The organism is Streptomyces sp. KL109B (assembly GCF_030766935.1).
In the GTDB taxonomy this organism is placed as follows: Bacteria; Actinomycetota; Actinomycetes; order Streptomycetales; family Streptomycetaceae; genus Streptomyces.
Genome location: NZ_JASERL010000001.1, coordinates 1 through 22,047, shown reverse-complemented (window position 1 = coordinate 22,047; position 22,047 = coordinate 1). Strand labels below are relative to the sequence as shown.

Here is a 22,047-nt window from a genome sequence, read left to right as displayed (position 1 = left end):
CACGGGCGGGTCGGGCCCTACATTCCGGGGTCGGCGACCTTCCCCGCGAAGATGTCCCGCTTGGCCGGAAGTCGCACCTTCACGGGCTTGCCGAACTCCCGGTACAGGGTGGTCGACGCCACGGCGACGTCCTTCTTCGGCCGCCCGTTGGCGAAGCTGAACCGGTGGGTGACCTTGCGGATCAGGCCCTCGTCGTCGAGGTACACGTCGAACGGCACCCGGTCCTTCTTGCGGAACCCTTTCGCCGCCGCCGCGAACGCCCCTTTGTGCACCGCCGACGCGGCCTTCGACGCGGCGGCCAGGTCCACGTCCCCGTGGTAGTGCCGGGTGCGTACGCCGGCGATTGCGCTCTCGCCCCGCTCCGTCACGTTCCGCGCCCCGCGCAGCAGTTCCGCCGCCGCGAGCGGGTCGGTGGCGCCGCCGGTGACCAGATTCCCGTCCGTCAACGTCGTGGTGTCGACGCGCACCCACTTGTCGGCGGGCACGCCCGCACCCCGGTTCTTCATGTAGAGGGCGCCGGGCGCGAGCAGTTCGGTGATCGGCCGGTGCTCCTCTGCGCCCGCCGCGTCCTGCGGAAGCCGCACCCGCAGCTCGCCGAGGCCCTTGCGGTAGTCGTAGCCGCCGTCGCCGTGGATGGTGACGCGGGTGCCGCCGCTGGCCATCTCCATCGACGTACGCGCCCGCGAACTGCCCTCGCGGACAAGGCGGTCGGCCGCCTGGCGCACGGTCTGCGTCGGATCCGCGTTCCGGCCCCCGGCCTCGGCGCCGCCTGCGCAGCCGCCGACGCCCGCCACCACCGAGGCCGCCGCGACGACCGCCACCGCCGTCCGCGCCTGGGGCGCCGCCGCCCTGGCCGCCGAACTCCCGTGCTGCTGCCCCACCATCGCTGGTCCGACCCCCATGCCCGTCCTTGCGTCTGCGACCCCCTGTCGTCGGGGTTAACGACGAGTAGGGTCGGCCGTCACGCGAACGGGGGGTTGCAACTGCTGGCGATGAACGACGGATGGGTGCGCGTAACCGTGCGGGAGTGAGCGCGTGGGCCTGCCGTGATGCGTCCTGTACTCGGGTGGCGCGGTTGTCGTTTCCATTGCGCGGTACGCCCTTTGCATCGGCTGTGCCGGTGTCGCGCTCATCTCCCACCCGCCCGCCCCCTCCGGGGACCAGCACCCGGCCAGGGTGGGATGGGGGCTGCTGTAGTGGGGGGCGCAGTGATGGGGAACGAGAGTTCTTGCGTGTGGTGACCGGGGATTCGGGCGGCGGGGGTGAACGGATGGGCAGGTTGCGGGAGTTGGCAGCGCCGTTCGTGGTGCCGCCCGCGACGGGGGTGGCGGTCCGGGACCGGCTCAAGCACCTGACCGTGCAGGACGTCGTGGTACTGCGGCAGCTCGGCGACCACCTCGGCGCCCTGGCCGGGCGGGACCTGCGGGCCCGGTGCGCGGCCGGCCTGGAGCACGGCGCGACGGGCTGGGCGCGGCGCAAGCGGACGGTGACGGCGGCCTCGTCCTCGCGGTGGGCCGGTGCCATCACCAAGACGTCGCACGCTCAGTGGGCGCTGGCGCGGCGCGGACAGCTCGCGCACCCGCGGTCCCTGGAGGCGGGGATCGCGATGCTGGAGTACCGGCTCGCCCAGCCTCTCGGGGCTCGGGGCGCGAAGGGCAGGCCGGGCGGGTACGGCTCGCGTCGCGAGTGGTTCGCCAAGTCCCGACGCCTTCAGATCCTCAAGTCCCGCCTGGAACAGGCCCGAAGTCCCGCCTGGAACAGGCCCGCGCTGAGTGGCGGGCGGGGCAGGTGGCCGTGGTACGCGGCGGCAAGAAGTTGCTCAACACCCGCCACCACCTGACCGAGGCGGGCCTGGACGAGGCGGCCTGGCGGGAGCGCTGGCGGGCGGAACGCCGATTCCTCCAGGCGGACGGGGAGTCGGGCAAGAGGTTCGGCAACGAGACCATCCGTGTCAGCCCCGATGGCGAGGTCTCGATCAGACTCCCGGCCCCGCTCGCGCATTTGGCGAACGCCCCGCACGGCCGCTACGTACTCACCGCCCGGGTGGCGTTCGCGCACCGGGGCGAGCAGTGGCGCGACCGGGTGGTGGCGCACCGGGCGGTCGCCTACCGCATCCACGAGGACACCGGGCGGGGCCGTTGGTATCTGACCGCCACCTGGACCAGTCCCGCCCCCGTCGTGCTGCCCTTGGAGGCGGTCCGCTCCCGGGGCCTGGCCGGGGTGGACATGAACGCCGACCTTCCCCAAGCTCTCCGACAGGCTCCGAGCAGGGGAGACCCCATTGCGGCCTGGCGCCTGGACGTCCACGGCAACCCGGTCGGCGCCCCGCGCCGCTTCGGCTACGACCTCACCGGCTCGGCCGCACACCGCGACGCCCAGGTCCGCCACGCCCTGATCCGCCTGCTGCACTGGGCCCACGACCATGGCCTGGCGATCGCGGTCGAGGACCTCGACTTCACCGACTCGAAGAGCCGGGAGAAACACGGCCGCCACAAGCGCTTCCGGCAGCTGATCTCCGGCATGCCCACCGGCAGGCTCCGCGCCCGCCTCGCATCGATGGCGGCCACGCTCGGGGTGCCGCTGGTCGCGGTCGATCCGGCCTACACCTCCAAATGGGGCGCCCAGCACTGGCAGAACCCCCTCACCACCCACAAACGCAAGACCACACGACATGAGGCCGCGGCCGTGGCCATCGGCAGACGCGCCCTGGGGCATCCGATCCGGCGACGGACGGCACCGCCCCCTGCTCACCAGAGCGATGAGCAGGGGCATCGGACCGTCCAGGCCCCACCGGACACCCCAGGACGCGAGAGAAACCGCCCCCGGATCCCGGGACCCCGCACCGGATGCGGGCCACCCGACCCCAGCAGGAACGCGGCAGACCAGGACACCCAACACCGTTCGGGACGTCCGGCCGAGCGCGAGCACGAGCCCAGGACATGGCACCAGGACTCACTCCCGCTCAGTCATTAGAAACGGTTTACGTCGGGTCGCTACGGTGAGCCGCGTGGCACAACAGCAGCACTCGCACACGACCACCGTGGTGGAACAGGGACGTTTCTGCCTGGCCCGCTGCAGCTGCGGCTGGCGGGGACCGGCCAGAAGGGCGCGCAGCAAGGCCCGTTCGGACGCGGAGGACCACCTCGGCACGGTCGGCTGAGGCCGGCTCGGGTCGTGCGGCGGAACCCACCGCCCCCGTACGACGTCTCGTACCTCGGGAAGCGACAGGTCACCGGGGACAGGTGGCCGAGGGAGATGTGGCGGTATGGAACGGCGTACGTTCATCACGGCTTCGGCCGTGGCACTCACGGCGGGCGCGGTGAGCGCCTGCTCCGCGAGCGACGGGTCGGCCTCCTCGCCGTCGTCCGCCGCCACTTCGGACACGATCGGCTCCCGCAGCGCGAGCGCGTCCAGCACCGTGCGCGCCGCGGCCAACCTCGACGCGCTCGCCAAGGACCTCGACGGCTCCCTCGTACGCCCCGGTGAGTCGTCCTGGGCGGCGGCCCGCCAGCTCTACAACACCCGCTTCGACGCGCTGAAGCCGAGCGCCGTCGCGTACGTCGCGGGCAGCGACGACATCCGTACGGCCCTCGCGTACGCCCGCGCGCACAAGGTGCCGCTGTCGATACGCAACGGTGGCCACTCGTACGCGGGTTGGTCATCCGGCGACGGCCACCTGATCCTCGACGTCTCCCGCATGAAGTCGATCCGCGCCTCGGGGTCCGAGGCGGTCGTCGGCGCGGGCGCGAAACTCATCGACGTCTACCGGACGCTGGCGGACAAGGGCGTCACGATCCCGGCGGGCTCCTGTCCCACGGTCGGCATCTCGGGCCTCACGCTCGGCGGCGGCCACGGCGTCGTCTCACGGGCGTACGGCCTCACCTGCGACAGCCTGACGCAGGCGACGCTGATCACGGCCGACGGCAAGGAACTCACCGCGAACGCCGACTCGGAGAAGGACCTCTTCTGGGCGCTACGAGGCGCGGGCAACGGCCAGTTCGGCGTGGTGACGGAGCTCCGCTTCAAGACCCACCCGGCGCCGCAGGCGGTGTCGGCGTACATCTCCTGGCCGTGGTCGAAGGCGGCGACGGTCCTCAAGGCCTGGCAGAAGTGGGGCCCCGACCAGCCCGACGAGATCTGGTCGTCCCTCCACATCGCGGGCGCGCCCGGCGGCAACCCGACGATCTCCCTCGCGGCGTTCTCCCTCGGCACGTACGGCGAACTCCAGAACGCCGTCGACCGCCTCGCCGACGGCCCCGGCGGTCCAGGACCCGCCACCTCGGTCTCCCTCAAGCGCCGCTCGTACGAGGAGTCGATGGAGGTGTACGCGGGCTGCTCGGCGTTCGCGGACGACGCCCAGTGCCATCTGCCCGGCGCCACGCCCGGCCGCGACTCGACGGGCGCGCTGCAGCGCGAGACGTACGCGGCGGCCTCCGACTTCTTCGACCACGACCTCTCGGACGCGGGCGTGCGCACGCTCCTGAAGCAGTTGGAGGGCATGACGTCCGGCGCGGGTTCCGTGGCCCTCACGGCGCTCGGCGGCGCGATCAACCGGGTCGCGCCGACGTCGACCGCGTTCGTGCACCGGCGGTCGCGGATGCTCGCGCAGTACATCGTGTCGTGGCGGGCGGGGGCCTCCGGCGGTGCGGCGCGTGAGTGGTTGGCGTCGACCCACGCGTCGATGCGGCCGTACGCCTCCGGCGCGGCGTACCAGAACTACACGGATCCGACGTTGAAGGACTGGAAGCAGGCGTACTACGGCGCTGCCGCTTCCCGCCTGACAAAGGTGAAACGCAAGTACGACCCCTCGGCCTTCTTCACCTTCCCCCAATCCCTGTAACCGGCACTTCCCCCCACCCCTTGGGGCTCCGCCCCAAACCCCGCTGCTCAAACGCCGCAGAGGCTCAAAAGATCGGGGCCCCGCCCCAAACCCCGCCGCTCAAACGCCGGCGGGGCTGGAAAAGATCGGGGCTCCGCCCCGTACCCCGCTGCTCAAACGCCGCAGGGGCTTGAATGGCCCACCGAGCCGCCTTGGCCTCCGCCCCGCCCATCTCCCCCTCCGGGGGCGTCGGCCCGACGGGGTGCCGCAACCACCTCGGGCGATCCGCCGCCCCCACGCCTCCCCACCCCTGGCGGCAGGCCGCCACCGCCTTGAGCAATCCGCCGCCAACCACGCCTCCCCACCCATTGCGGTGGGCCGCCACCGCCTTGGGCAATCTGCCGCCTTGGGCGGCAGGGTGGGCAAGGCGGCCCCCGGTGCCGCGGAATGGAAACGGTGGCCCCGGCCACGGTTGTCGTGCAACGGGAACGGTGGCGCCCCCGGGGAAGGGGTTCGGCCGAAACGAACCCCCCGGCCCCCCCGCGGAGCGCTACGCCGCCAAGTCCCGCTCCTCCGCCGACTCCGCCGAATCGCGGGAGTCGGGGAGTTCGACGGCGGCCGCCACCGCCTTCGGCGCCCACACGAGCCGCGAAACCCACCCGCTCGACGCCCGCCCGACGGCCCGCGTCAACGGAGTCAACAGCGCCGAGGCCAACGGCGAGAGCAGCAGCGCGACGGCCGTACCGAGCGCGAACCCACCCACCACGTCCGTCGGATAGTGCACGCCCATGAAGACCCGGCAGAACCCTTCGAGCACGGCAAGCCCTATGGCGGCGAGCCCGAGCTTCCGGTTGGCGATGAAGAGACCCGCCCCGATGGCCATCGCGAGCGTGGCGTGATCGCTGACGAAGGAGAAGTCCGTCTTCCCGTCGACCAGGACGTTCAGGTCATGGTCGACGAAGGGCCGCGGCCGTTCCACGAAGGACCGGATCGGCACGTTCACCAGCACCGCGACACCCGCCGCGAGCGGCGCCCACACCACGGCCGCCACCGAGGACGCCGCCTCGTCGAGCGTCCCGCGCCTGCGCGCACCCCACCAGCACCACACCACGACGAGCACGAGGCCGAGCAGAATCCCGTACTCCCCGACGAACTCCATGGTCCGGTCGAACCAGCGCGGAGCGTCATCGGCGAGGCCGTTGATGTCGTAGAGCAGCGTGACGTCGGGGTTGGATCCGGATGTCGCGGGCGCGTCGAGTGCCACGAGTCCAGCCATAGTTCAGCGGCCCCTTCGTCTTCAGCCACCCCCGTGGTTGTTTTCGGTTCAGGTAGAGGAACGCACGGCCTCGCCTTCTACGTTCCGCAATCCACCGAACGATCACCCAGACGTTATCGAAGAGAAACACAAACCCGCAGCTCAGGACCGTGCGTCGCCCATCGAGTTCCAGCCAAGGTGCGCCACCGAGGTGTGCGCTCAGACCTCCGGCGAGGCGGTCGGCAGCGCCTTCGCGCCGTCCTCCGTGACCCGCGTCGCGCCGAAGTAGTCGGGAGTGTCGATCGGGTCGAAACGGATCACCGCCCCGGGCCGCGGCGCGTCGATCATGTAGCCGCCGCCCACGTAAATGCCCACGTGACGGATGGCCCGACTGTTCTGCAGGTCGTCCGAGAAGAACACCAGGTCCCCCGGCAGCAACTCGTCCCGCTTCGGATGCGGCCCGGCGTTGTACTGATCGTTGGCCACCCGCGGCAGCTCGACCCCCACCGTCTCGTACGCCGCCTTGGTAAGCCCCGAGCAATCAAATCGGCCATCTTGGTCCGCCGTGCCGTTGCCGCCCCACAGATAAGGAGTGCCGAGCTTCTTCTGCGCGTACGTGATCGCGGCCGCCGCCTGCTGCGAGGGCTGCACCCGCCCCACCGGCCTGGCGAAGGACTTCTCCAGGGTCGTGATGACCTTCACGTAGTTCTGCGTCTCGCGGTACGGCGGCACGCCCCCGTACTTGATGACGGCGTACGAGCCCGCGTTGTAGGCGGCGAGCATGTTCTTCGTCTTGTCGCCGGGCGCGTCCTTCACGTACGAGGCGAGCTTGCAGTCGTACGAAGCCGCCGACGGGATCGCGTCGTTGGGGTCCCAGATGTCCCGGTCCCCGTCCTTGTCGCCGTCCACCCCGTGCGCCGCCCAGGTGCCCTCGATGAACTGCGCGATCCCGTACGCCTTCGCCGGCGACGACGCCTTCGGATTGAACCCGCTCTCCTGATAGAGCTGCGCGGCCAGCAGCGCCGGGTTGATCGCGGGACACAGATTGCCCCACTTCTGCACGAGCGACTGGTACGCGGCGGGCACCGCGCCCTTCGCGAGCCCCACGGCCCCCTGCCCGACCCCACTGCTCAGGCTCCCCGCCGCCATATATGTCCCAAAGACGAGCAACGCCACGAACCCGGTCCCCCCGGCGACGGCCGAACCCGCGAGCATCCACGCCTTACGCACCGTCAACCGCCCTTCGCCACGGGGGAGTCCGGGCCGGGCAGACGGCCGGACACACGAGCGCTCAGTTTACGGGCGGCCCCGCACCCCCGTCGGCGACTGCGCCGAACTATCCGCGACCAGCCTTCATTGCCCGGCGTGACCAGGCATGATACACAGAGTGACGATACGTTCCCGCGCTTGATGGAACCGCCCCTGCCGGCGGCTCCCCACGCATGGGACCGTAGGAACTCGGCCAACGAATGGCGCCAAGTGTGCAGGCACGAGAGCCAATCTGGGCAAGAATGGGTCTGACCTCTGCGCTGCGTCAGGGGCGACAGAACTACCCACATGGGGCGGTGAGTTACACATGCTGCTGGCAGCCGAAAAGGGCGACATCACGACCATCATCGGCGGGATCGCCCCGGACTGGGGCCCGTTCGGGACCTTGGGCAACGAGGCACGCGTGATGATCGAGGTAGTGATGGCCGTGGCCATTCTGCTCTGCCTCGGCATCGCGATCTGGGGCGCCGCGAAGCAACGGATCGGGGCGACCGCCCTGCGCGACACCTTCAGCGCCGAACAGGGCAAGGGCCTGATCATCGCGGGCCTCACCGGGGTCTTCATCATCGGCTCACTGGGCACGCTCTTCACCATCGTGTACGGCATGGCCGTCTAGCGCCCGGCTGAGGTTGCGCTCCCTGATGTCGAGTCACCACACCGCGCCCGCGCGGAAACCAGCCCGGCTACCGTCGTATGCGGTTGATCGGCGAAAGGTTGAGGGGGCGTGCGCGCAATGAGTCCGGACGGTCGAGAGGACGACGACCTCTACGGTGGCGCCGGGCAGACCCGGACGCGGCTCCCGGAGGGTTCCTCCGACGTGTACGGAGGTGCCCGCAGACCGGGACGTTCGCCGTCCCGGTCGCTGGTGACCGTGGTCGGCGTGATCGTGCTCCTCATCGCGGCGATCGCGTTCGCCAACCGCGACGAGGGCGCCTCCGGCGGGAGCGGGTCCTCCGGGGCGAAGGCGGCGGCATCACCTACGGCGCCGACCGGGACGAAGCCGGTGGCTTCGGGGTTCGCGCACGATGAGCAGGGGGCGCAGTCCGCTGCCGCGAATTATGCGGTGCAGCTGGTGTCGGCCGACATCCTCAAGCGGGACGAGCGTCCCGGCATCGTCAAGCGGGTCTTCGTCGCCGACAGGGTCGGCCCCCTTGAGGACCAGCTTGACCAGGCGTACTCGAAGGACTTCCTGGACAAGATCGGCCTCGACGAGAACGGCGACGCGCCGCGCGGCCAGACCTACGTGTCCCGGACCGCCCCGGTGGGCACCAAGACGTCCGGCTACTCCGACAGCGGCGTGACCGCCGAAGTCTGGTGCACCGGCGCTTTCGGCATGGCCGGAGAGGGCTCCACGAACCCGGTGACCAACGACTGGTTCACCATGACGCTCAAGCTGCGCTGGGTGGACGGTGACTGGAAGGTCGACTCCTTCTCCCAGAAGGACGGCCCGACGCCGGTCAACGGTGACAACAAGGTCTCCACGGCCGACGAAATCACCAAGGCCGTCAAGGAGTTCGGAGGCTTCACCTATGCCCGGTAGCCGCCTCGCCCTCAAACTCACAGGCACCTTCGTCGCCGTACAGTCCGCGGTCGTCCTGTTGTCGGCCCGCGCGGTGGCCGACCCCGAGGAGAACTGCAACCTCATCGTGGGGCCCGCCAAGCGGCTCTGCGAGCGCGGCAACAGCAACGCGGACTCCACCGGCGGAGGTGGCGGCGGCGGCACGTCGGACGTGTCCAACCCCCTCGACCCCCTCTCCAGCCTCGCCAAGGGCTGCGCCGAGGCGGCGTCATGGACGGTGGACCAGCTCAGCGAAGCCGTGCAGAAGACGGCGAACGTCGACTTCACCAACCCCAAGTTCCTGCAGCAGTACGCCGTGGTGTTCGCCGCGTCGACCATCCTCACGCTGCTGCTGTGGCTGCTCGCCGTGGCCAAGCGGGCCGTGCGCGGCGTACCGCTGATGACGGCGGTCACGGAAGCCGTGGGGTTCCTGTGGCTGACCGTGCTCGCGTCGGCGTTCACCCCGCTGATCCTCTACACCGTGGTCTCCGCGGCGGACGGAGTCAGCGACGTACTGGCGAAAGCCACCGGGAACCAGACCGACGCGTTCTTCGGGACGTTCTCCGAGGCGCTGAAGAAGGGTGAGGGGATCGGCGGCGGTCCCATCATGCTGATCGTCGTCTCGCTGGTGTCGATCGTCGCGGCCGGCGTGCTGTACCTGGAGCTGTATCTGCGCGCCGTGCTGCTGTACGTGGGCGCGCTGCTCGGGGTCGTCGTGTACTCCGGGCTCGTCGACAAGAACCTGTGGGGCCATGTCCGCCGCTGGGTCGGGATCATGGTCGCGGTCATCCTCGTGAAGCCGGTCATCGTGATCGTGCTGGGGCTCGCGGGTGCGCTGTCCAGCAGCGACGAGGGGCCTGACTCGCTCGCGGCCGTGGTCTCGGGCCTCGCGATCGTGCTGCTCGCCATCTTCGCGAGCGGCATGATCTACCGCTTCGTGCCCGGCTTCGGCGACGAGATGGCCAACGTACGGAAGAACCGACTGATGCAGGGGGCCGAGGGCAAGGCCGCCGCGGTGATCAGCTCGCCCGCCGCGCTCGTCTCGCAGGGCATCAAGACCCACAGCGCCCGCCAGGACAGCGGGGGTTCCGGCAACAACGGCGGCGGCGCTTCCCCGGCCCGCCCCGCGAACCCCGCGTCCGGCGGTGTGGCCGCGCACGGCACGCGGCAGGGCGCGGCAGGGGGAGGCGGCGGAACTGTCCCCTCCGCCGCACCCCCGCCCCGTACGAGCCCCTCGAAGTCCCCGCACGCGAGCGGAAACCGCGGGAGCAGTGGGGGCGGCAACAGCGGTAACACCGGCAAGAACGGCAACTGGCAAGGAGGTGCAGGGCGTTGACGACCCAGTCCCACGTGTCCCCTCCGGTCACGCCCCGCCGTACATATCTGATCGGCCGCGCGCGGCCGAACGCGATCGTCGGCAAGAACCGGGAATCCGGCGAGATCGCCGTGATCGTCGCGGGCGCGTTCCTCGGCATGATGTGCGGACTGCTCGTCCCCGTCCTCTCGATGCGGATCGTGCTGCTCACGGGCTTCCCGATGATCGCGCTGGCCGCGGTCTACGTCCCGTACAAGAACCGCACGTTCTACAAGTGGTTCGAAATCAACCGCAGTTACAAGCGGTCCCTGAAGCGCGGCACCGCCTACCGCTCGCACACCATGGAGGCCGGCACCCGCCTCGACGGGCGCGAGGTCGAGATCGGCCCGCCGCCCGGCATCGGCCGGCTGACGTGGCTGGCGGCGCCGTTCGGCCCGGACGAGATCGCCGTGCTGCTGCACGCGGACCGGCGCACGGTCACCGCCGCGATCGAGATCGAGGGCCCGGGTGTCGGGCTGCGCGACTCGGAGGACCAGGAGGCGCTGGTCGACCGGTTCGGGACGCTGCTCAAGCACGTCGCCAACGGGGACGGCTTCGTGACGCGGCTTCAGATGCTCGCCCGCACCCTCCCCGCCGACCCCGACGCGCACGCCAAGGACGTCGCCGTACGCGGCGACGACCGTTCGCTGGGCTGGCTGCAGAAGTCGTACGACCAGTTGCAGTCGATGGTGTCGACGAGCAGCGAGCAGCACCGCGCGTACCTCGTGGCCTGCATGCACTACACGCGCGACCTGGCCGCGGAGGCCAACGCGATGGCCCGCGCCACCCGCCCCAAGGGCGGCAAGAAGATCGACCGGGACGCCGGGCTCGCCGTCGTCATGGCGCGCGAACTGACCGACATCTGCTCGCGGTTGCAGGAGGCCGACATCCGGGTGCGCCAGCCGCTCGGCCAGGGCCGCCTCGCGTCCCTCATCCACTCCATGTACGACCCGGACCACCCCATCGACCACATCCAGGCGATGTCGAAGCGGAACGCCTGGCCGGCCGAGCTCGACGCCATGGAGCCGACGTACCTCCAGGCCAAGACCCGCGAGTCGGCGACCCGCGCGCCCTGGTGCCACGCCACGGCGTGGGTGAAGGAGTGGCCGATGACGCCGGTGGGCGTCAACTTCCTGGCACCGCTCCTCGTCCACACCCCGGATGTGATCCGTACGGTCGCCGTGACGATGGACCTCGAACCGACCGAGATCGCCATCGAGCGGATGCTGACGGAGAAGACCAACGACGAGGCGGAGGCCAGCCGCCAGGCGAAGATGAACCGGACCATCGACCCCCGCGACATCGCCGCCCACGGCCGCCTCGACCAGCGCGGCGAAGACCTGGCGAGCGGGGCGGCGGGAGTCAATCTGGTCGGCTACATCACGGTCTCCTCCCGCAATCCGGACGCGCTCGCCCGCGACAAGCGCACCATCCGCGCCTCGGCCGGAAAGTCGTATCTCAAGCTGGAGTGGTGCGACCGCGAGCACCACCGCGCGTTCGTGAACACCCTGCCGTTCGCCACCGGCATCCGACGGTAAAGGGGAAAGAACGCTGATGCGGGATCCGCTGTCGCTCCTCACGGACGCCTTCACCTCCTTCCTCTTCGGGAAGGTGGAGACCACCCGCCTGCCCGTGCGTACGTCGACGGGCCAGGCCCAAGCCGTCTATCTGCCGACCGCGGCCCCCGGCCTCGGCGACTCCGGCGTGATCATCGGCCGCGAGGTGTACTCCGGCAAGGGCTACATCTACGACCCCTTCCAGCTCTACGGACAGCAGCTCCCGGCCCCCCACTGGCTGGTCCTCGGCGAGTCGGGAAACGGCAAGTCGGCGCTCGAGAAGACCTACGTCCTGCGGCAGTTGCGCTTCAAGGACCGACAGGTCGTCGTCCTCGACGCGCAGGGCGAGGACGGCGTCGGCGAGTGGAACCTCATCGCGGAAGAGCTGGGCATAACTCCCATCCGGCTCGACCCGACGGCCGCCCTCGACATGGGCATCCGCCTCAACCCTCTCGACCCGGCGATCACCTCGACGGGCCAGCTCGCCCTGCTCCGCACGATCATCGAGGTCGCGCTTGGCCACGGGCTCGACGAGCGCTCGGGCTTCGCCCTGAAGGTCGCGCACGCGTACGTGAACGAGACGATCGTCGAGCGCCAGCCGGTCCTCACCGACATCGTCGAGCAACTCCGCCACCCCGAACCGGAGTCGGCGGAAGCGATGAACGTGGCACTTGAGGACGTACGCGCCTGGGGCCTCGACGTCGCCCTCGTCATCGACCGGCTCGTCGACGGCGACCTGCGCGGCATGTTCGACGGCCCGACGACGGTCGGCATCGACCTCGACGCGCCGCTGATCGTCTTCGACCTGTCCCACATCGACCGGAACTCGATCGCGATGCCGATCCTGATGGCGATCGTCGGCGTGTGGCTGGAACACACCTGGATCCGCCCCGACCGGAAGAAGCGCATCTTCCTGGTCGAGGAGGCCTGGCACATCATCAACAGCCCGTTCGTGGCCCAACTCTTCCAGCGCCTGCTGAAGTTCGGTCGACGGCTCGGCCTGTCCTTCGTGGCGGTCGTCCACCACCTGTCGGACGTGGTCGACGGCGCGGCGGCGAAGGAAGCGGCGGCAATCCTGAAGATGGCCTCCACGAGAACCATCTACGCCCAGAAGGCGGACGAAGCACGAGCGACCGGCCGGGTCCTCGGCCTCCCCCGCTGGGCCGTCGAGATCATCCCCACCCTCTCCCCCGGCATCGCCGTCTGGGACGTCAACGGCAACGTCCAGGTGGTCAAACACCTGGTCACCGAGACCGAACGCCCCTTGGTCTTCACGGACCGCGCGATGACGGAATCGTCCTCGCCCGACTCCGAGCAGTTCATGGACGACGCGTTGCACGCGGCGGAGGTCGAGGCCGAGGAGCGGGCGGCCGCGTTCGTGGAGCAGCGGTTGGGCGGCTCCGAGTCCACGGTGGCGTGAACGGTGGCATGAGAACGGTGGCATGACTGGAATGCGGGACGAGCGGGGGCGCCGAGTGGACCGGGGTTACAGGGGCAATCGGGGCTATCGGGACGACGACCGGAGGGGCGGCGTGCCCGACGGGCTGCTCGTCGGGGTCCTCGCGTTTCTGCTCGGCATGACGATCCTGGTGTGGACGGCGACGGGGCTCGCCGGCCTCTTCGCGAAGGGCGCGTGGCCGACGGCCGTCACCTTCGCGAACACGCCGCTGGCGCTGCGGTCGCTGATCACCCGCCCCCACGACATCCCGGGCGCCTGGCCGGCCACCCCGGCCGACGAACTCTCCGGCTACGGCCTCTTCTGGGGCCTCCTCATCGGCCAGCTGATGGTGCTGGTGGTCCTCGCGGTGTTCGTGGCCGGAACGTTCGCCCGCTGGCGCGCGCTCCGCGCCCGCCGCCGCGAGTCCGGGAAGCCGGAGCCGTCTTCACGGGCTGCTCAATCGCCGCAGGGGCTTGATCTGCCCACCCCAATGGCGACCAATCAAGCGGAAGCCCCACCATTTCAAGCCCCGCCGGCGATTGAGGCGCGGGGCCCGGGGCAGAGCCCCGCATTTCAAGCCTCGCCGGCGATTGAGGCGCGGGGTCCGGGGCAGAGCCCCGAGGCCGCAACCACGCCACCCGCACCGCTCGCGGCGGAAGCCCCGCCATTTCAAGCCCCGCCGGCGATTGAGGCGCGGGGCCCGGGGCAGAGCCCCGAGGCCGCAACCACGTCGCCCGCAACAGCCCCCGTCCCCGCCCCCCGGGGCCCCGTACACCTCGGCCCCCCGGCCGACCGCCACCCCCTCGCCGTCCAAGCCATCCAGGACGCCGAAGGCCCCGCCCTCGTCATCACGTCGTCCCCCGACGTATGGGCCGAAACAAAGGACGCCCGCTCCAAACTCGGCCCCGTCCTCCTCTACGACCCCACCCACCTCTGCGACACCCCCGCCCGCATGCACTGGAACCCGGCAACCGGCTGCGCCGACAAGCAAACCGCCGCGTCCCGCGCCACCGCCCTCCTCGCCCCCATAAGGCCCATCGCCAAACTGGACTCGGCCCTCGCCGAAACCGCCGAAACCCTCCTCCGCAGCTACCTGCACGCCGCGGCCGTAGACGGCAAACCGTTCCGCCACGTCCACCGCTGGTCGCAGGGCACCCAGGTCCAGGACGCCGTACGCATCCTCCGTACGAACCCGAAGGCCACCGCCGGCACCGCGGGCGAACTCGAGGCGGCGCTCACCTCGCACCCCGAACGCCGCGACATGGCGCAGGAATTGACGGCCCGCGCGCTGTCCTCCCTCTTCTCGGTACACATCCGTGAGGCCTGTACGCCGAACCGAACAGATGCACTCACTCTGGATTCCTTCGTGAACGAAGGGGGCACGCTCTATGTGGTGGGTGAACCCATCGAGGACCCCAAGGGGAGCCCCGGCGCGATGCCGCTCCTCACGGCCCTCGCCTCGAGCGTGGTCGAGCACGGCCGCCGCGTGGCCGAAAGGTCACCTGCCGGCCGGCTCGACCCACCAATGACGCTCGTCCTGGACGACGTCGCGGCGGTCGCTCCGCTTCCCCAGCTACCGGAGCTGCTGTCCACCGGAGCGGACCGGGGCCTGGTGACCCTGGCCCTGCTCCGGTCCAGGGAACAGGGCCGCACCCGCTGGCCGGACGCCGAACTCCCCCTGTCCTGACCTCCGTACAGCTTCAGGCACTACGGCCGTACAGCCTCAAAAACGTCCGCACCCCGCTCTCCACCCGCCGGTCGATCTCCTCCCCGTCCATCGGCACGACCCCGAAGAACGTGTCCACGGTGACGGACCCCGGCACCAACAGCCCGAAGTACCGCGCGGCCTCCGCCGATCCCGCCTCGTCCACGGCCAGCGCCCCCTGCTTCCCGAGCTCCGCGAACCGCACCCGCAGCGCCTCCATGACCGCGCGCGGCCCGATCCGCTGCCACTCCTCGATGACGCCCGCGGGCAGATGCGGGCCCTCCGCGATGATCTGCCGTACGAGGAGCATGTGCGGGGAGTGCTCGCCGCGCCGTCCCATCCACTCACGCGCGAGAGCCCGCACGTCCTCCTCCACGTCCGTCACCTTGCCCAAGTGCCTGTCAATGATGGCCACTTGAACGTCCGTGACGGCGGCGGCGCTGTCGAGCAGCACCTCGCGGAAGAGGTTCTCCTTGCCGCCGAAGTGGTTGTAGAGCGTGCGCGTCGAGACCCCGGCCTCGGCCGCGATCTCGTCGATCCCGGCGCGCGTGTACCCCTCGCGCCCGAAGACCGTGCGCGCCCCGCGCAACAGCGCCCGCCGCTTCTCGACCGTGCCCTTGCGCGGGGCGCGCCCCGGCTCCGGCTCCTGCCCCTGTGTCATACCGATACCGCTCCGTCCTACGCCGACCTCGCTCAGCCTAGGCACAGAGACCTAGGTACAACGACGGTTGTACTTCTTACAACCACGGTTGTACTTTACCGGCATGGCAACCGAACCCCAGGCTTCGGCGGCCCGCGAAGTCGGCGGCAGCCGCTCCACGTTCACCCTCCTCGTCGTCCTCCTCGGGATGCTCACGCTCCCGATGGCCATGTCCGGCACCACGGTCGCGCTCCCCCGCATCGGCGCCGACCTCGGCGCCTCCGGCGCCGCGCTCCAGTGGGTCGTGGTCGGCTACTTCCTCGCCGCGTCCTCGTTCATGCTGGTCGCGGGCTCGCTCGGCGACCTCTACGGCCGCCGCCGGATCCTCACGGCGGGCGCCGCCCTCTACACGGCCGGCACCCTCGCATCGGCCCTCGCGCACAGCATCCTGTTCCTCGACGCGGCCCGGATCCTCTCCGGCATCGGCGCGGCGGGCGTGATGGCGAGCGGCGGCTCCCTGCTCGCGGCCACCTTCACGGGCCCGGCCCGCACCCGCGTCTTCGCCTCGCTCGGCACCACGGCGGGCGTCGGCCTGGCCTTCGGCCCGACGTTCTCCGGCTGGCTGGTGGACGCGGTCGGCTGGCGCGCCACCTTCCTGTCGTACGTCGTCGTGGGCGCGGTCATCGTCGTCGGCACCCGCCTGATGCCGGAGTCCCGCGCGGACACCCGGCCCAGCGTCGACAAGGCGGGCGCGGCCACCTTCATCGCCGGCCTGGCCCTCGGCCTGTACGCGATCACGCAGGGCTCGAAGTCCGGCTGGGCGGCGCCGCGGACCCTGCTCCCGGCGGCGCTGTCCATCGCCCTCCTCATCACCTTCGTACGCGTAGAACGCCGCCTCGTCCGTACCGGCGACGGCCGACCGATCCTCGACCTGCGCCTCGCCCGCAACCCGGCGTTCCTCGGCTGGGCGGTCGCCTCCTTCGGCCTCGGCGCGGGCACGACCGGCGTCCTCACCTTCCTCCCCACCTACCTCCAGGGCGCGAACGGCACGACGGCCCGCGCCGCCGGCCTGACGCTCCTGCTGATGACGGCGCCGATCCTGGCCCTTCCCCCACTCGGCGCCCGCCTCGTCAACCGGGGCATACCCGCCCGCCACCTCGTCGTCCTCTCCCTGCTCCTGCTCGCGGCGGGCAACGCGTGGCTGACGACGCTGCACCCCGGCATCGACGCCCTCGCCCTCGCGGGCCCACTCCTCACCATCGGCGCGGGCCAGGGCCTGTCGATCGGCATCATCGACGCCCAGGCGATGTCGATGGTCACCCCGTCCGAGGTCGGCATGGCCTCCGGCTTCCTCAACACGGTCCGCGGCGGCACGGGCGCGGTGATGCTGACCGTCTTCGGCGCGGTGCTGCTGGCGGCGGTCGAGTCCCGAGTGGGCTCGCCGGACCTGGCGGCCCGTGTGACCTCGGGCTCCGGCGGCCACGCCCCGGAGTTCACGGAGGCGTGGCGGGTGACGCTGTGGACGGTAGCGGCGCTGATGACGGCGCTGGCCCTCACGGTGAACCGGCTGTTGACGCCCACTGTGGGCAGGCGCTCCACCCACACCGACCCCACCCACTCCACCCCCGCTGTGGGCAGGCGTTCCGCCCACACCGACCCCACCCACTCCACCCCCGCTGTGGGCAGGCGTTCCGCACGGCGGAACGGGTGGGCACAGCCCCCGGCGCAGCGCAACGAGAACACCACGCACACCAAGTCAACCCACTAAGAACGGAGAACCGCACCCATGACCACCACCCACACCACGCCCACCCGCCCCCTCCGCGTAGCGATCGTCGTCGGATCCACCCGCGACGGCCGCCTCGCCCCCACGGTGAGCACCTGGTTCACGGCCCACGCCAAGGCCCACACCCCCGACACCCACTTCGACGTCATCGACCTGACCGACCTGGACCTCCCCGAGACCCACCCGTCCTGGGGCCACGAACCGACCCCGGCCCAGGCCGAGTTGGCGTCCCGCGTGGACGCCGCCGACGCCTACGTCGTCGTCACCCCCGAGTACAACCACAGCTTCCCGGCCCACCTGAAGCACTTCATCGACCTGCACCGCGACGAGTGGAAGGCCAAGCCCGTCGGCTTCGTCTCGTACGGCGGCGTGGGCGGCGGCCTGCGCGCGGTGGAACAACTCCGCCTGGTCTTCGCCGAGTTGCACTGCGCCACGATCCGCGACGGCGTCAGCTTCCACGGCGCCCACGACGGCCTCTTCGCCGAGGACGGCCCCGCCCACGACGAACAGGGCGCGGCCGGCGCCGCCAAGGTGATGCTCGACCAACTCGCCTGGTGGGCCCACGCCCTCCGCACGGCCCGAGCGACCCACCCGTACGCCTGACAGCCAACCCCACCCGTACGCCTGACAGCCAACCCCACCCGCCCCTATCGGCCAACCCCACCCGTGGCGGCCAACCCCACCCGCCCCTATCGGTCGGCCCCACCCGCCTTGGGCAATCTGCCGCCTTGGGCGGCAGGGTGGGCAAGGCGGCCCCCGGTGCAGGCCGCACGAACCACAGGCGCCACCCCCGCCACAGGCCCGCCCCACCCCGGCCTCCGCAAAGAAACCCGCCCTAAGGTCCCGTAGTACCCCGGTACGACACCACCCCCGAAACCCGCATCCCCCGGTCCGACGCCCCCGAGGCCCCGCCCACGGCACCGTACTCACATGACGATCCGAGCCCACGGCCTCACAAAACGCTACGGCGGCAAGAGCGCGAAGACCGGAAAGACCGTCGTCGACGACCTCACCTTCACGGTCGAGCCCGGCACGGTCACCGGCTTCCTCGGCCCGAACGGCGCCGGCAAGTCCACGACCATGCGCATGCTCCTCGGCCTGGACACCCCCACCTCCGGCCGCGCCACCATCGGCGGCCGCGCCTACGCCACCCACCCCGCGCCCCTCACCGAGGTCGGCGCCCTCCTGGAGGCGAAGGCCGTGCACCCCGGCCGCACCGCCTTCCACCACCTCACCGCACTCGCCCTCACCCACGGCATCCCCCGCTCCCGCGTCGAAACCGTCCTCGACCTCGCGGGCCTCACCGACGTCGCCGACAAACGCGTCAAGGGCTTCTCCCTCGGCATGGGCCAACGCCTCGGCATCGCCGCGGCGCTCCTCGGCGACCCGGCCACGATCATCCTCGACGAGCCGGTCAACGGCCTCGACCCCGAGGGCGTCCTATGGATCCGCACCCTCCTCAAGTCCCTTGCCGCACAAGGCCGTACGGTCCTCGTCTCCTCCCACCTCATGTCCGAAATGGCGCTCACCGCCGACCACCTGGTCGTGATCGGCCGCGGCCGCCTCCTCGCGGACACGACCGTCACCGATCTCGTACGCGAATCAGGCGCGGCCTACGTGAAGGTCACCACCCCCGAGGCGACCCACCTGCGCACCCTCCTGGCCGCCGCCGACAGCGCCGCTGCCGACAGCCCCGTCACCGACATCACCCTCACCGACATCGCCGTCACCGACGGCGAGACCCCCGAGACCCTCCACGTACGAGGACTCGAAGCCCCCGACATCGGCCGCCTCGCCGCGGCCAACGGCCTCCCGCTCTTCGAACTCACCCCGCAGACCGCGTCGTTGGAGCAGGCCTTCATGGACCTCACCCACGACACCGTCGAATACCAGGCGACCACGAAACCCGCAGGAGCAGCAGCATGACCACGGCCCAGCCCTACGCGCTGACCCCCACCCGCGTCCTGCACTCCGAATGGCACAAGCTCCGTACCCTGCGCAGCACTTGGTGGACGCTCGGCCTCTCCGTGACCCTGGTCGTAGGCGTCGGCCTGATGATGGGCTCGACGTACGACGGCGACGACGCGAACATCGACACGATCGTCTTCACCCTCTTCGGCACCCAGCTCTCCCAGATCTGCGTCGCCGTCCTCGGCATCCTGATCGCCGCGAGCGAGTACTCGACGGGCCTGGTCCGCGCCACCATGACGGCCGTCCCGCGCCGCCTGCCGGTCCTGTGGTCCAAAGCCGCCGTCTTCACGGCCCTCGCCTTCACGGTCACCTTCGCCACGAACCTCGTCACGTTCCTGGCCGCCCAGATCTGGCTCTCCGACTCCGACAAGGCGCTGTCCCTCACCGACTCCGGCGTCCTCGGCGCCCTCGCGGGCAACGCGGCGGGCATCACCCTGCTCAGCCTCATCGCCCTCGGCCTGGGCGCGCTCTGCCGCTCCGTACCGGCCGCGATCGGCGCGTTCGTGGGCGTCGTGATGATCCTGCCCGAGGTTCTCCAGATGATCAGCAACGACGTCGTACAGAGCGCCGTGAAGTTCTTCCCGTCGAAGTCCGCGGAGTCCCTCGGCTCGATCATCCCCGTGGCCGACCACAACACCCCCGGCACCGGCCTCCTCTCCCTGATCGTGTGGGTAGCCGCCGTCCTCACCGCAGCCGGTCTGCTTCTCAAGCGCCGCGACGTATGACCAGGATGTCCCGGTGACCCCGCCCTCGCCCTCGCCCGCACCCCTCTCCGGGCTCCTGCAACGCACCGCCCAGCGGGTGCGCGCCTACGACCGGCGCCACCCGCTGCCCTGGGACCTCACCCTCACGGGCATCTGCGTCGCCTCGGCCGTCATCGACTACGCGGGCGACGGCTGGAAGAACATCGCCCACAACACCGACGTCCCCGGCTGGCTCGTCCTCACCCTGAGCCTGGCCCTGACGATCCCGCTGCTGTGGCGCCGCAGCCACCCCCTGGCGGCGCTCACGGTCATGGTGGCGGCGGGCACGGTCAACAGCGCTACGGGCGCCGTCCTCCAGGCCGCCCTGCTCCAGCTCTTCGTCGTCTTCAACGTGGCGCTGCGCTCCCGCATCCGCACCCTGCTCCTGGCCTGCGCGCTCACCATGATCCCGGTCGCGGTCGCCGTCGTCCGCTTCCCGAAGGGCAGCTGGGACCAGCAGGTCGTCCCGCAGTTCTGGGCGCTGGCCCTGGTCGCCGCCTTCGGCCTCGCCATCCGCAGCCGCCAGGACTACACGAACTCCCTCGTCGAACGCGCCCGCCAACTCGAAGTCGAACGCGACCAGCAGGCCCAACTCGCCACCGCCGCCGAACGCACCCGCATCGCCCGCGAGATGCACGACATCATCGGCCACAACCTCTCCGTCATCACAGGCCTCGCCGACGGCGGCTCCTACGCGGCCGCCCGCAACCCGGAACGCGCGGGCCAGGCCCTCACCGCCATCGCCACCACCAGCCGCCAGGCCCTCACCGAACTCCGCCGCCTCCTCGACGTACTCGGCGAGGAATCCCCCACGGCCCCCTCCCCCGACCTGACCCCCGCCCCGTCCCTAGCCGACCTCAACTCCCTCCTCGAAGGCGTACGTTCCGCAGGTCTCCCCGTCCGTACGACCATCGAGGGCCACCCGGCGCCACTGCCCCCGGGCCTGGAACTCACGGTGTACCGCGTCATCCAGGAAGCCCTCACCAACACCCTCAAACACGGCGGCCCCTCGGCAACCGCCGAGCTGCACCTCGCGTACGCCCCCGAAGCCCTGACCGTCACGGTCACGGACACGGACCACGGCACCGCGTCCGCCCCGGACGGAACCGACCGAACCGGCCGAACCGGCCGAACCGGCCGCGGCCTGACCGGCATGCGCGAGCGAACGGCCCTCTACCAGGGCACACTTGAGGCCGGCCCACGACCGGCCGGCGGCTGGCGGGTGTGCCTCCGCATCCCGATCCCGGAAGGCCCCACTCCGTGACGAGCGTCCTCATCGTCGACGACCAGCCCATGCAGCGCTTCGGCTTCCGCATGCTCCTGGAGAGCCAGGACGACCTGGCGGTGGCGGGCGAGGCGGCCGATGGCACGGAGGCGGTACGCATGGTCTCCGAATTCCGCCCGGACGTCGCTCTGATGGACATCCGCATGCCCGGCCTCGACGGCATCGAGGCCACCCGCCGCATCGTCGAGGCCGGCGACCACACCAAGGTCCTGATCCTCACGACCTTCGACCTCGACGAGTACGCCTACGCGGGCCTGCGCGCGGGAGCCTCCGGTTTCCTGGTCAAGGACGCCCAGCCGGAGGAACTCCTCGCCGGCATCAGGGCCGTGGCCTCCGGCGACGCGGTGGTCGCCCCGAGCCTCACCCGCCGCCTCCTCGACACCTACGCCGACAGACTCCCCGCCCCCGGCGAACCGACGGACCCCACCCAGGACCCCCGCCTCGCACACCTCACGGAACGCGAACGAGAGATCCTCACGGCCATCGGCCACGGCTGGACGAACACGGAGATCGCACAGCGCTTCCACCTCGCGGAGTCGACGGTGAAGACCCACGTGGGCCGCATCCTGGCGAAGACGGAAGCGCGGGACCGGGTGCAGGCGGTCATCCTGGCGTACGACACCCGTCTGGTGAAGCCGTCATAAACGCAGAAAAGCCCCGTGCCATTC

The 22,047-nt window shown here is 70.9% G+C and carries 18 protein-coding genes and 1 pseudogene; 15 read left to right on the top strand and 4 right to left on the bottom strand.

Annotated elements, in window-relative coordinates; all coding sequences use genetic code 11:
- Positions 1 to 17: 17 nt before the first annotated feature.
- Positions 18 to 884 (bottom strand): hypothetical protein, encoded by an 867-nt coding sequence (locus tag RBJ65_RS00095; protein ID WP_372341374.1) that lies wholly within the window; start codon positions 882 to 884, stop codon positions 18 to 20.
- A 386-nt stretch (positions 885 to 1,270) separates the two neighbouring features.
- On the opposite strand from RBJ65_RS00095, the pseudogene RBJ65_RS00090 reads away from it, so the two are divergent.
- The 3 genes and pseudogenes from RBJ65_RS00090 (at position 1,271) to RBJ65_RS00080 (ending at position 4,840) form a co-directional block, all read left to right on the top strand.
- Positions 1,271 to 2,973, top strand: a pseudogene (locus RBJ65_RS00090) (IS200/IS605 family accessory protein TnpB-related protein).
- Between the two features lie 34 nt (positions 2,974 to 3,007).
- Positions 3,008 to 3,160, top strand: a complete 153-nt coding sequence (locus tag RBJ65_RS00085) for a hypothetical protein (RefSeq protein WP_306321539.1) — start codon at positions 3,008 to 3,010, stop codon at positions 3,158 to 3,160.
- Positions 3,161 to 3,265: 105 nt separating this feature from the next.
- Complete coding sequence (locus tag RBJ65_RS00080; protein ID WP_306321517.1) at positions 3,266 to 4,840, top strand: FAD-binding oxidoreductase; 1,575 nt, start codon at positions 3,266 to 3,268, stop codon at positions 4,838 to 4,840.
- Positions 4,841 to 5,369: 529 nt separating this feature from the next.
- On the opposite strand, the gene RBJ65_RS00075 is transcribed toward RBJ65_RS00080, so the two are convergent.
- Both RBJ65_RS00075 and RBJ65_RS00070 read right to left on the bottom strand, forming a co-directional pair.
- Positions 5,370 to 6,095 carry a phosphatase PAP2 family protein gene (locus RBJ65_RS00075; protein WP_306321518.1) on the bottom strand — a complete coding sequence of 242 codons (726 nt, stop codon included), beginning with the start codon at positions 6,093 to 6,095 and terminating at the stop codon, positions 5,370 to 5,372.
- A 198-nt stretch (positions 6,096 to 6,293) separates the two neighbouring features.
- The gene (locus tag RBJ65_RS00070) at positions 6,294 to 7,304 is read right to left on the bottom strand and encodes a bifunctional lytic transglycosylase/C40 family peptidase (RefSeq protein WP_306321519.1); all 1,011 of its coding nucleotides are present in this window, start codon (positions 7,302 to 7,304) and stop codon (positions 6,294 to 6,296) included.
- Between the two features lie 346 nt (positions 7,305 to 7,650).
- Between RBJ65_RS00070 and RBJ65_RS00065 the strand changes: the two genes are divergently transcribed.
- From RBJ65_RS00065 to RBJ65_RS00040, 6 genes are all read left to right on the top strand, one after another.
- Entirely contained in the window at positions 7,651 to 7,959 is a 309-nt protein-coding gene (locus RBJ65_RS00065) for a hypothetical protein (RefSeq protein WP_188337772.1), read from the top strand.
- Between the two features lie 117 nt (positions 7,960 to 8,076).
- The gene (locus tag RBJ65_RS00060) at positions 8,077 to 8,883 is read left to right on the top strand and encodes a hypothetical protein (protein WP_306321537.1); all 807 of its coding nucleotides are present in this window, start codon (positions 8,077 to 8,079) and stop codon (positions 8,881 to 8,883) included.
- Positions 8,873 to 10,237, top strand: coding sequence for a hypothetical protein (locus tag RBJ65_RS00055; RefSeq protein ID WP_306321520.1), 1,365 nt, complete (start codon positions 8,873 to 8,875; stop codon positions 10,235 to 10,237). The genes RBJ65_RS00060 and RBJ65_RS00055 overlap by 11 nt, the downstream gene beginning before the upstream one ends.
- Positions 10,234 to 11,793 carry an SCO6880 family protein gene (locus RBJ65_RS00050; protein WP_306321521.1) on the top strand — a complete coding sequence of 520 codons (1,560 nt, stop codon included), beginning with the start codon at positions 10,234 to 10,236 and terminating at the stop codon, positions 11,791 to 11,793. Before RBJ65_RS00055 ends, RBJ65_RS00050 begins: the two co-directional genes overlap by 4 nt.
- A gap of 16 nt (positions 11,794 to 11,809) precedes the next feature.
- On the top strand, positions 11,810 to 13,231 hold the full coding sequence (locus RBJ65_RS00045) for an ATP-binding protein (RefSeq protein WP_306321522.1): 1,422 nt from the start codon (positions 11,810 to 11,812) through the stop codon (positions 13,229 to 13,231).
- Between the two features lie 31 nt (positions 13,232 to 13,262).
- Positions 13,263 to 14,936 carry a TraM recognition domain-containing protein gene (locus RBJ65_RS00040; RefSeq protein WP_306321538.1) on the top strand — a complete coding sequence of 558 codons (1,674 nt, stop codon included), beginning with the start codon at positions 13,263 to 13,265 and terminating at the stop codon, positions 14,934 to 14,936.
- Between the two features lie 13 nt (positions 14,937 to 14,949).
- Here RBJ65_RS00040 and RBJ65_RS00035 read toward each other — a convergent pair whose 3' ends face one another.
- Positions 14,950 to 15,615, bottom strand: a complete 666-nt coding sequence (locus tag RBJ65_RS00035) for a TetR/AcrR family transcriptional regulator (protein WP_306321523.1) — start codon at positions 15,613 to 15,615, stop codon at positions 14,950 to 14,952.
- Between the two features lie 103 nt (positions 15,616 to 15,718).
- On the opposite strand from RBJ65_RS00035, the gene RBJ65_RS00030 reads away from it, so the two are divergent.
- From RBJ65_RS00030 to RBJ65_RS00005, 6 genes are all read left to right on the top strand, one after another.
- Complete coding sequence (locus RBJ65_RS00030) at positions 15,719 to 17,362, top strand: MFS transporter (protein WP_306321524.1); 1,644 nt, start codon at positions 15,719 to 15,721, stop codon at positions 17,360 to 17,362.
- 18 nt (positions 17,363 to 17,380) lie between these two features.
- Entirely contained in the window at positions 17,381 to 17,983 is a 603-nt protein-coding gene (locus RBJ65_RS00025) for an NADPH-dependent FMN reductase (protein ID WP_306321525.1), read from the top strand.
- Between the two features lie 327 nt (positions 17,984 to 18,310).
- Positions 18,311 to 19,306, top strand: a complete 996-nt coding sequence (locus tag RBJ65_RS00020) for an ATP-binding cassette domain-containing protein (RefSeq protein WP_306321526.1) — start codon at positions 18,311 to 18,313, stop codon at positions 19,304 to 19,306.
- Entirely contained in the window at positions 19,303 to 20,076 is a 774-nt protein-coding gene (locus RBJ65_RS00015) for an ABC transporter permease (protein ID WP_306321527.1), read from the top strand. Before RBJ65_RS00020 ends, RBJ65_RS00015 begins: the two co-directional genes overlap by 4 nt.
- A 13-nt stretch (positions 20,077 to 20,089) precedes the next feature.
- Positions 20,090 to 21,358 (top strand): sensor histidine kinase, encoded by a 1,269-nt coding sequence (locus RBJ65_RS00010; RefSeq protein WP_306321528.1) that lies wholly within the window; start codon positions 20,090 to 20,092, stop codon positions 21,356 to 21,358.
- Positions 21,355 to 22,023: a response regulator transcription factor gene (locus RBJ65_RS00005; protein ID WP_306321529.1), complete on the top strand. Its 669-nt coding sequence runs from the start codon at positions 21,355 to 21,357 to the stop codon at positions 22,021 to 22,023. The genes RBJ65_RS00010 and RBJ65_RS00005 overlap by 4 nt, the downstream gene beginning before the upstream one ends.
- Positions 22,024 to 22,047: the final 24 nt, after the last annotated feature.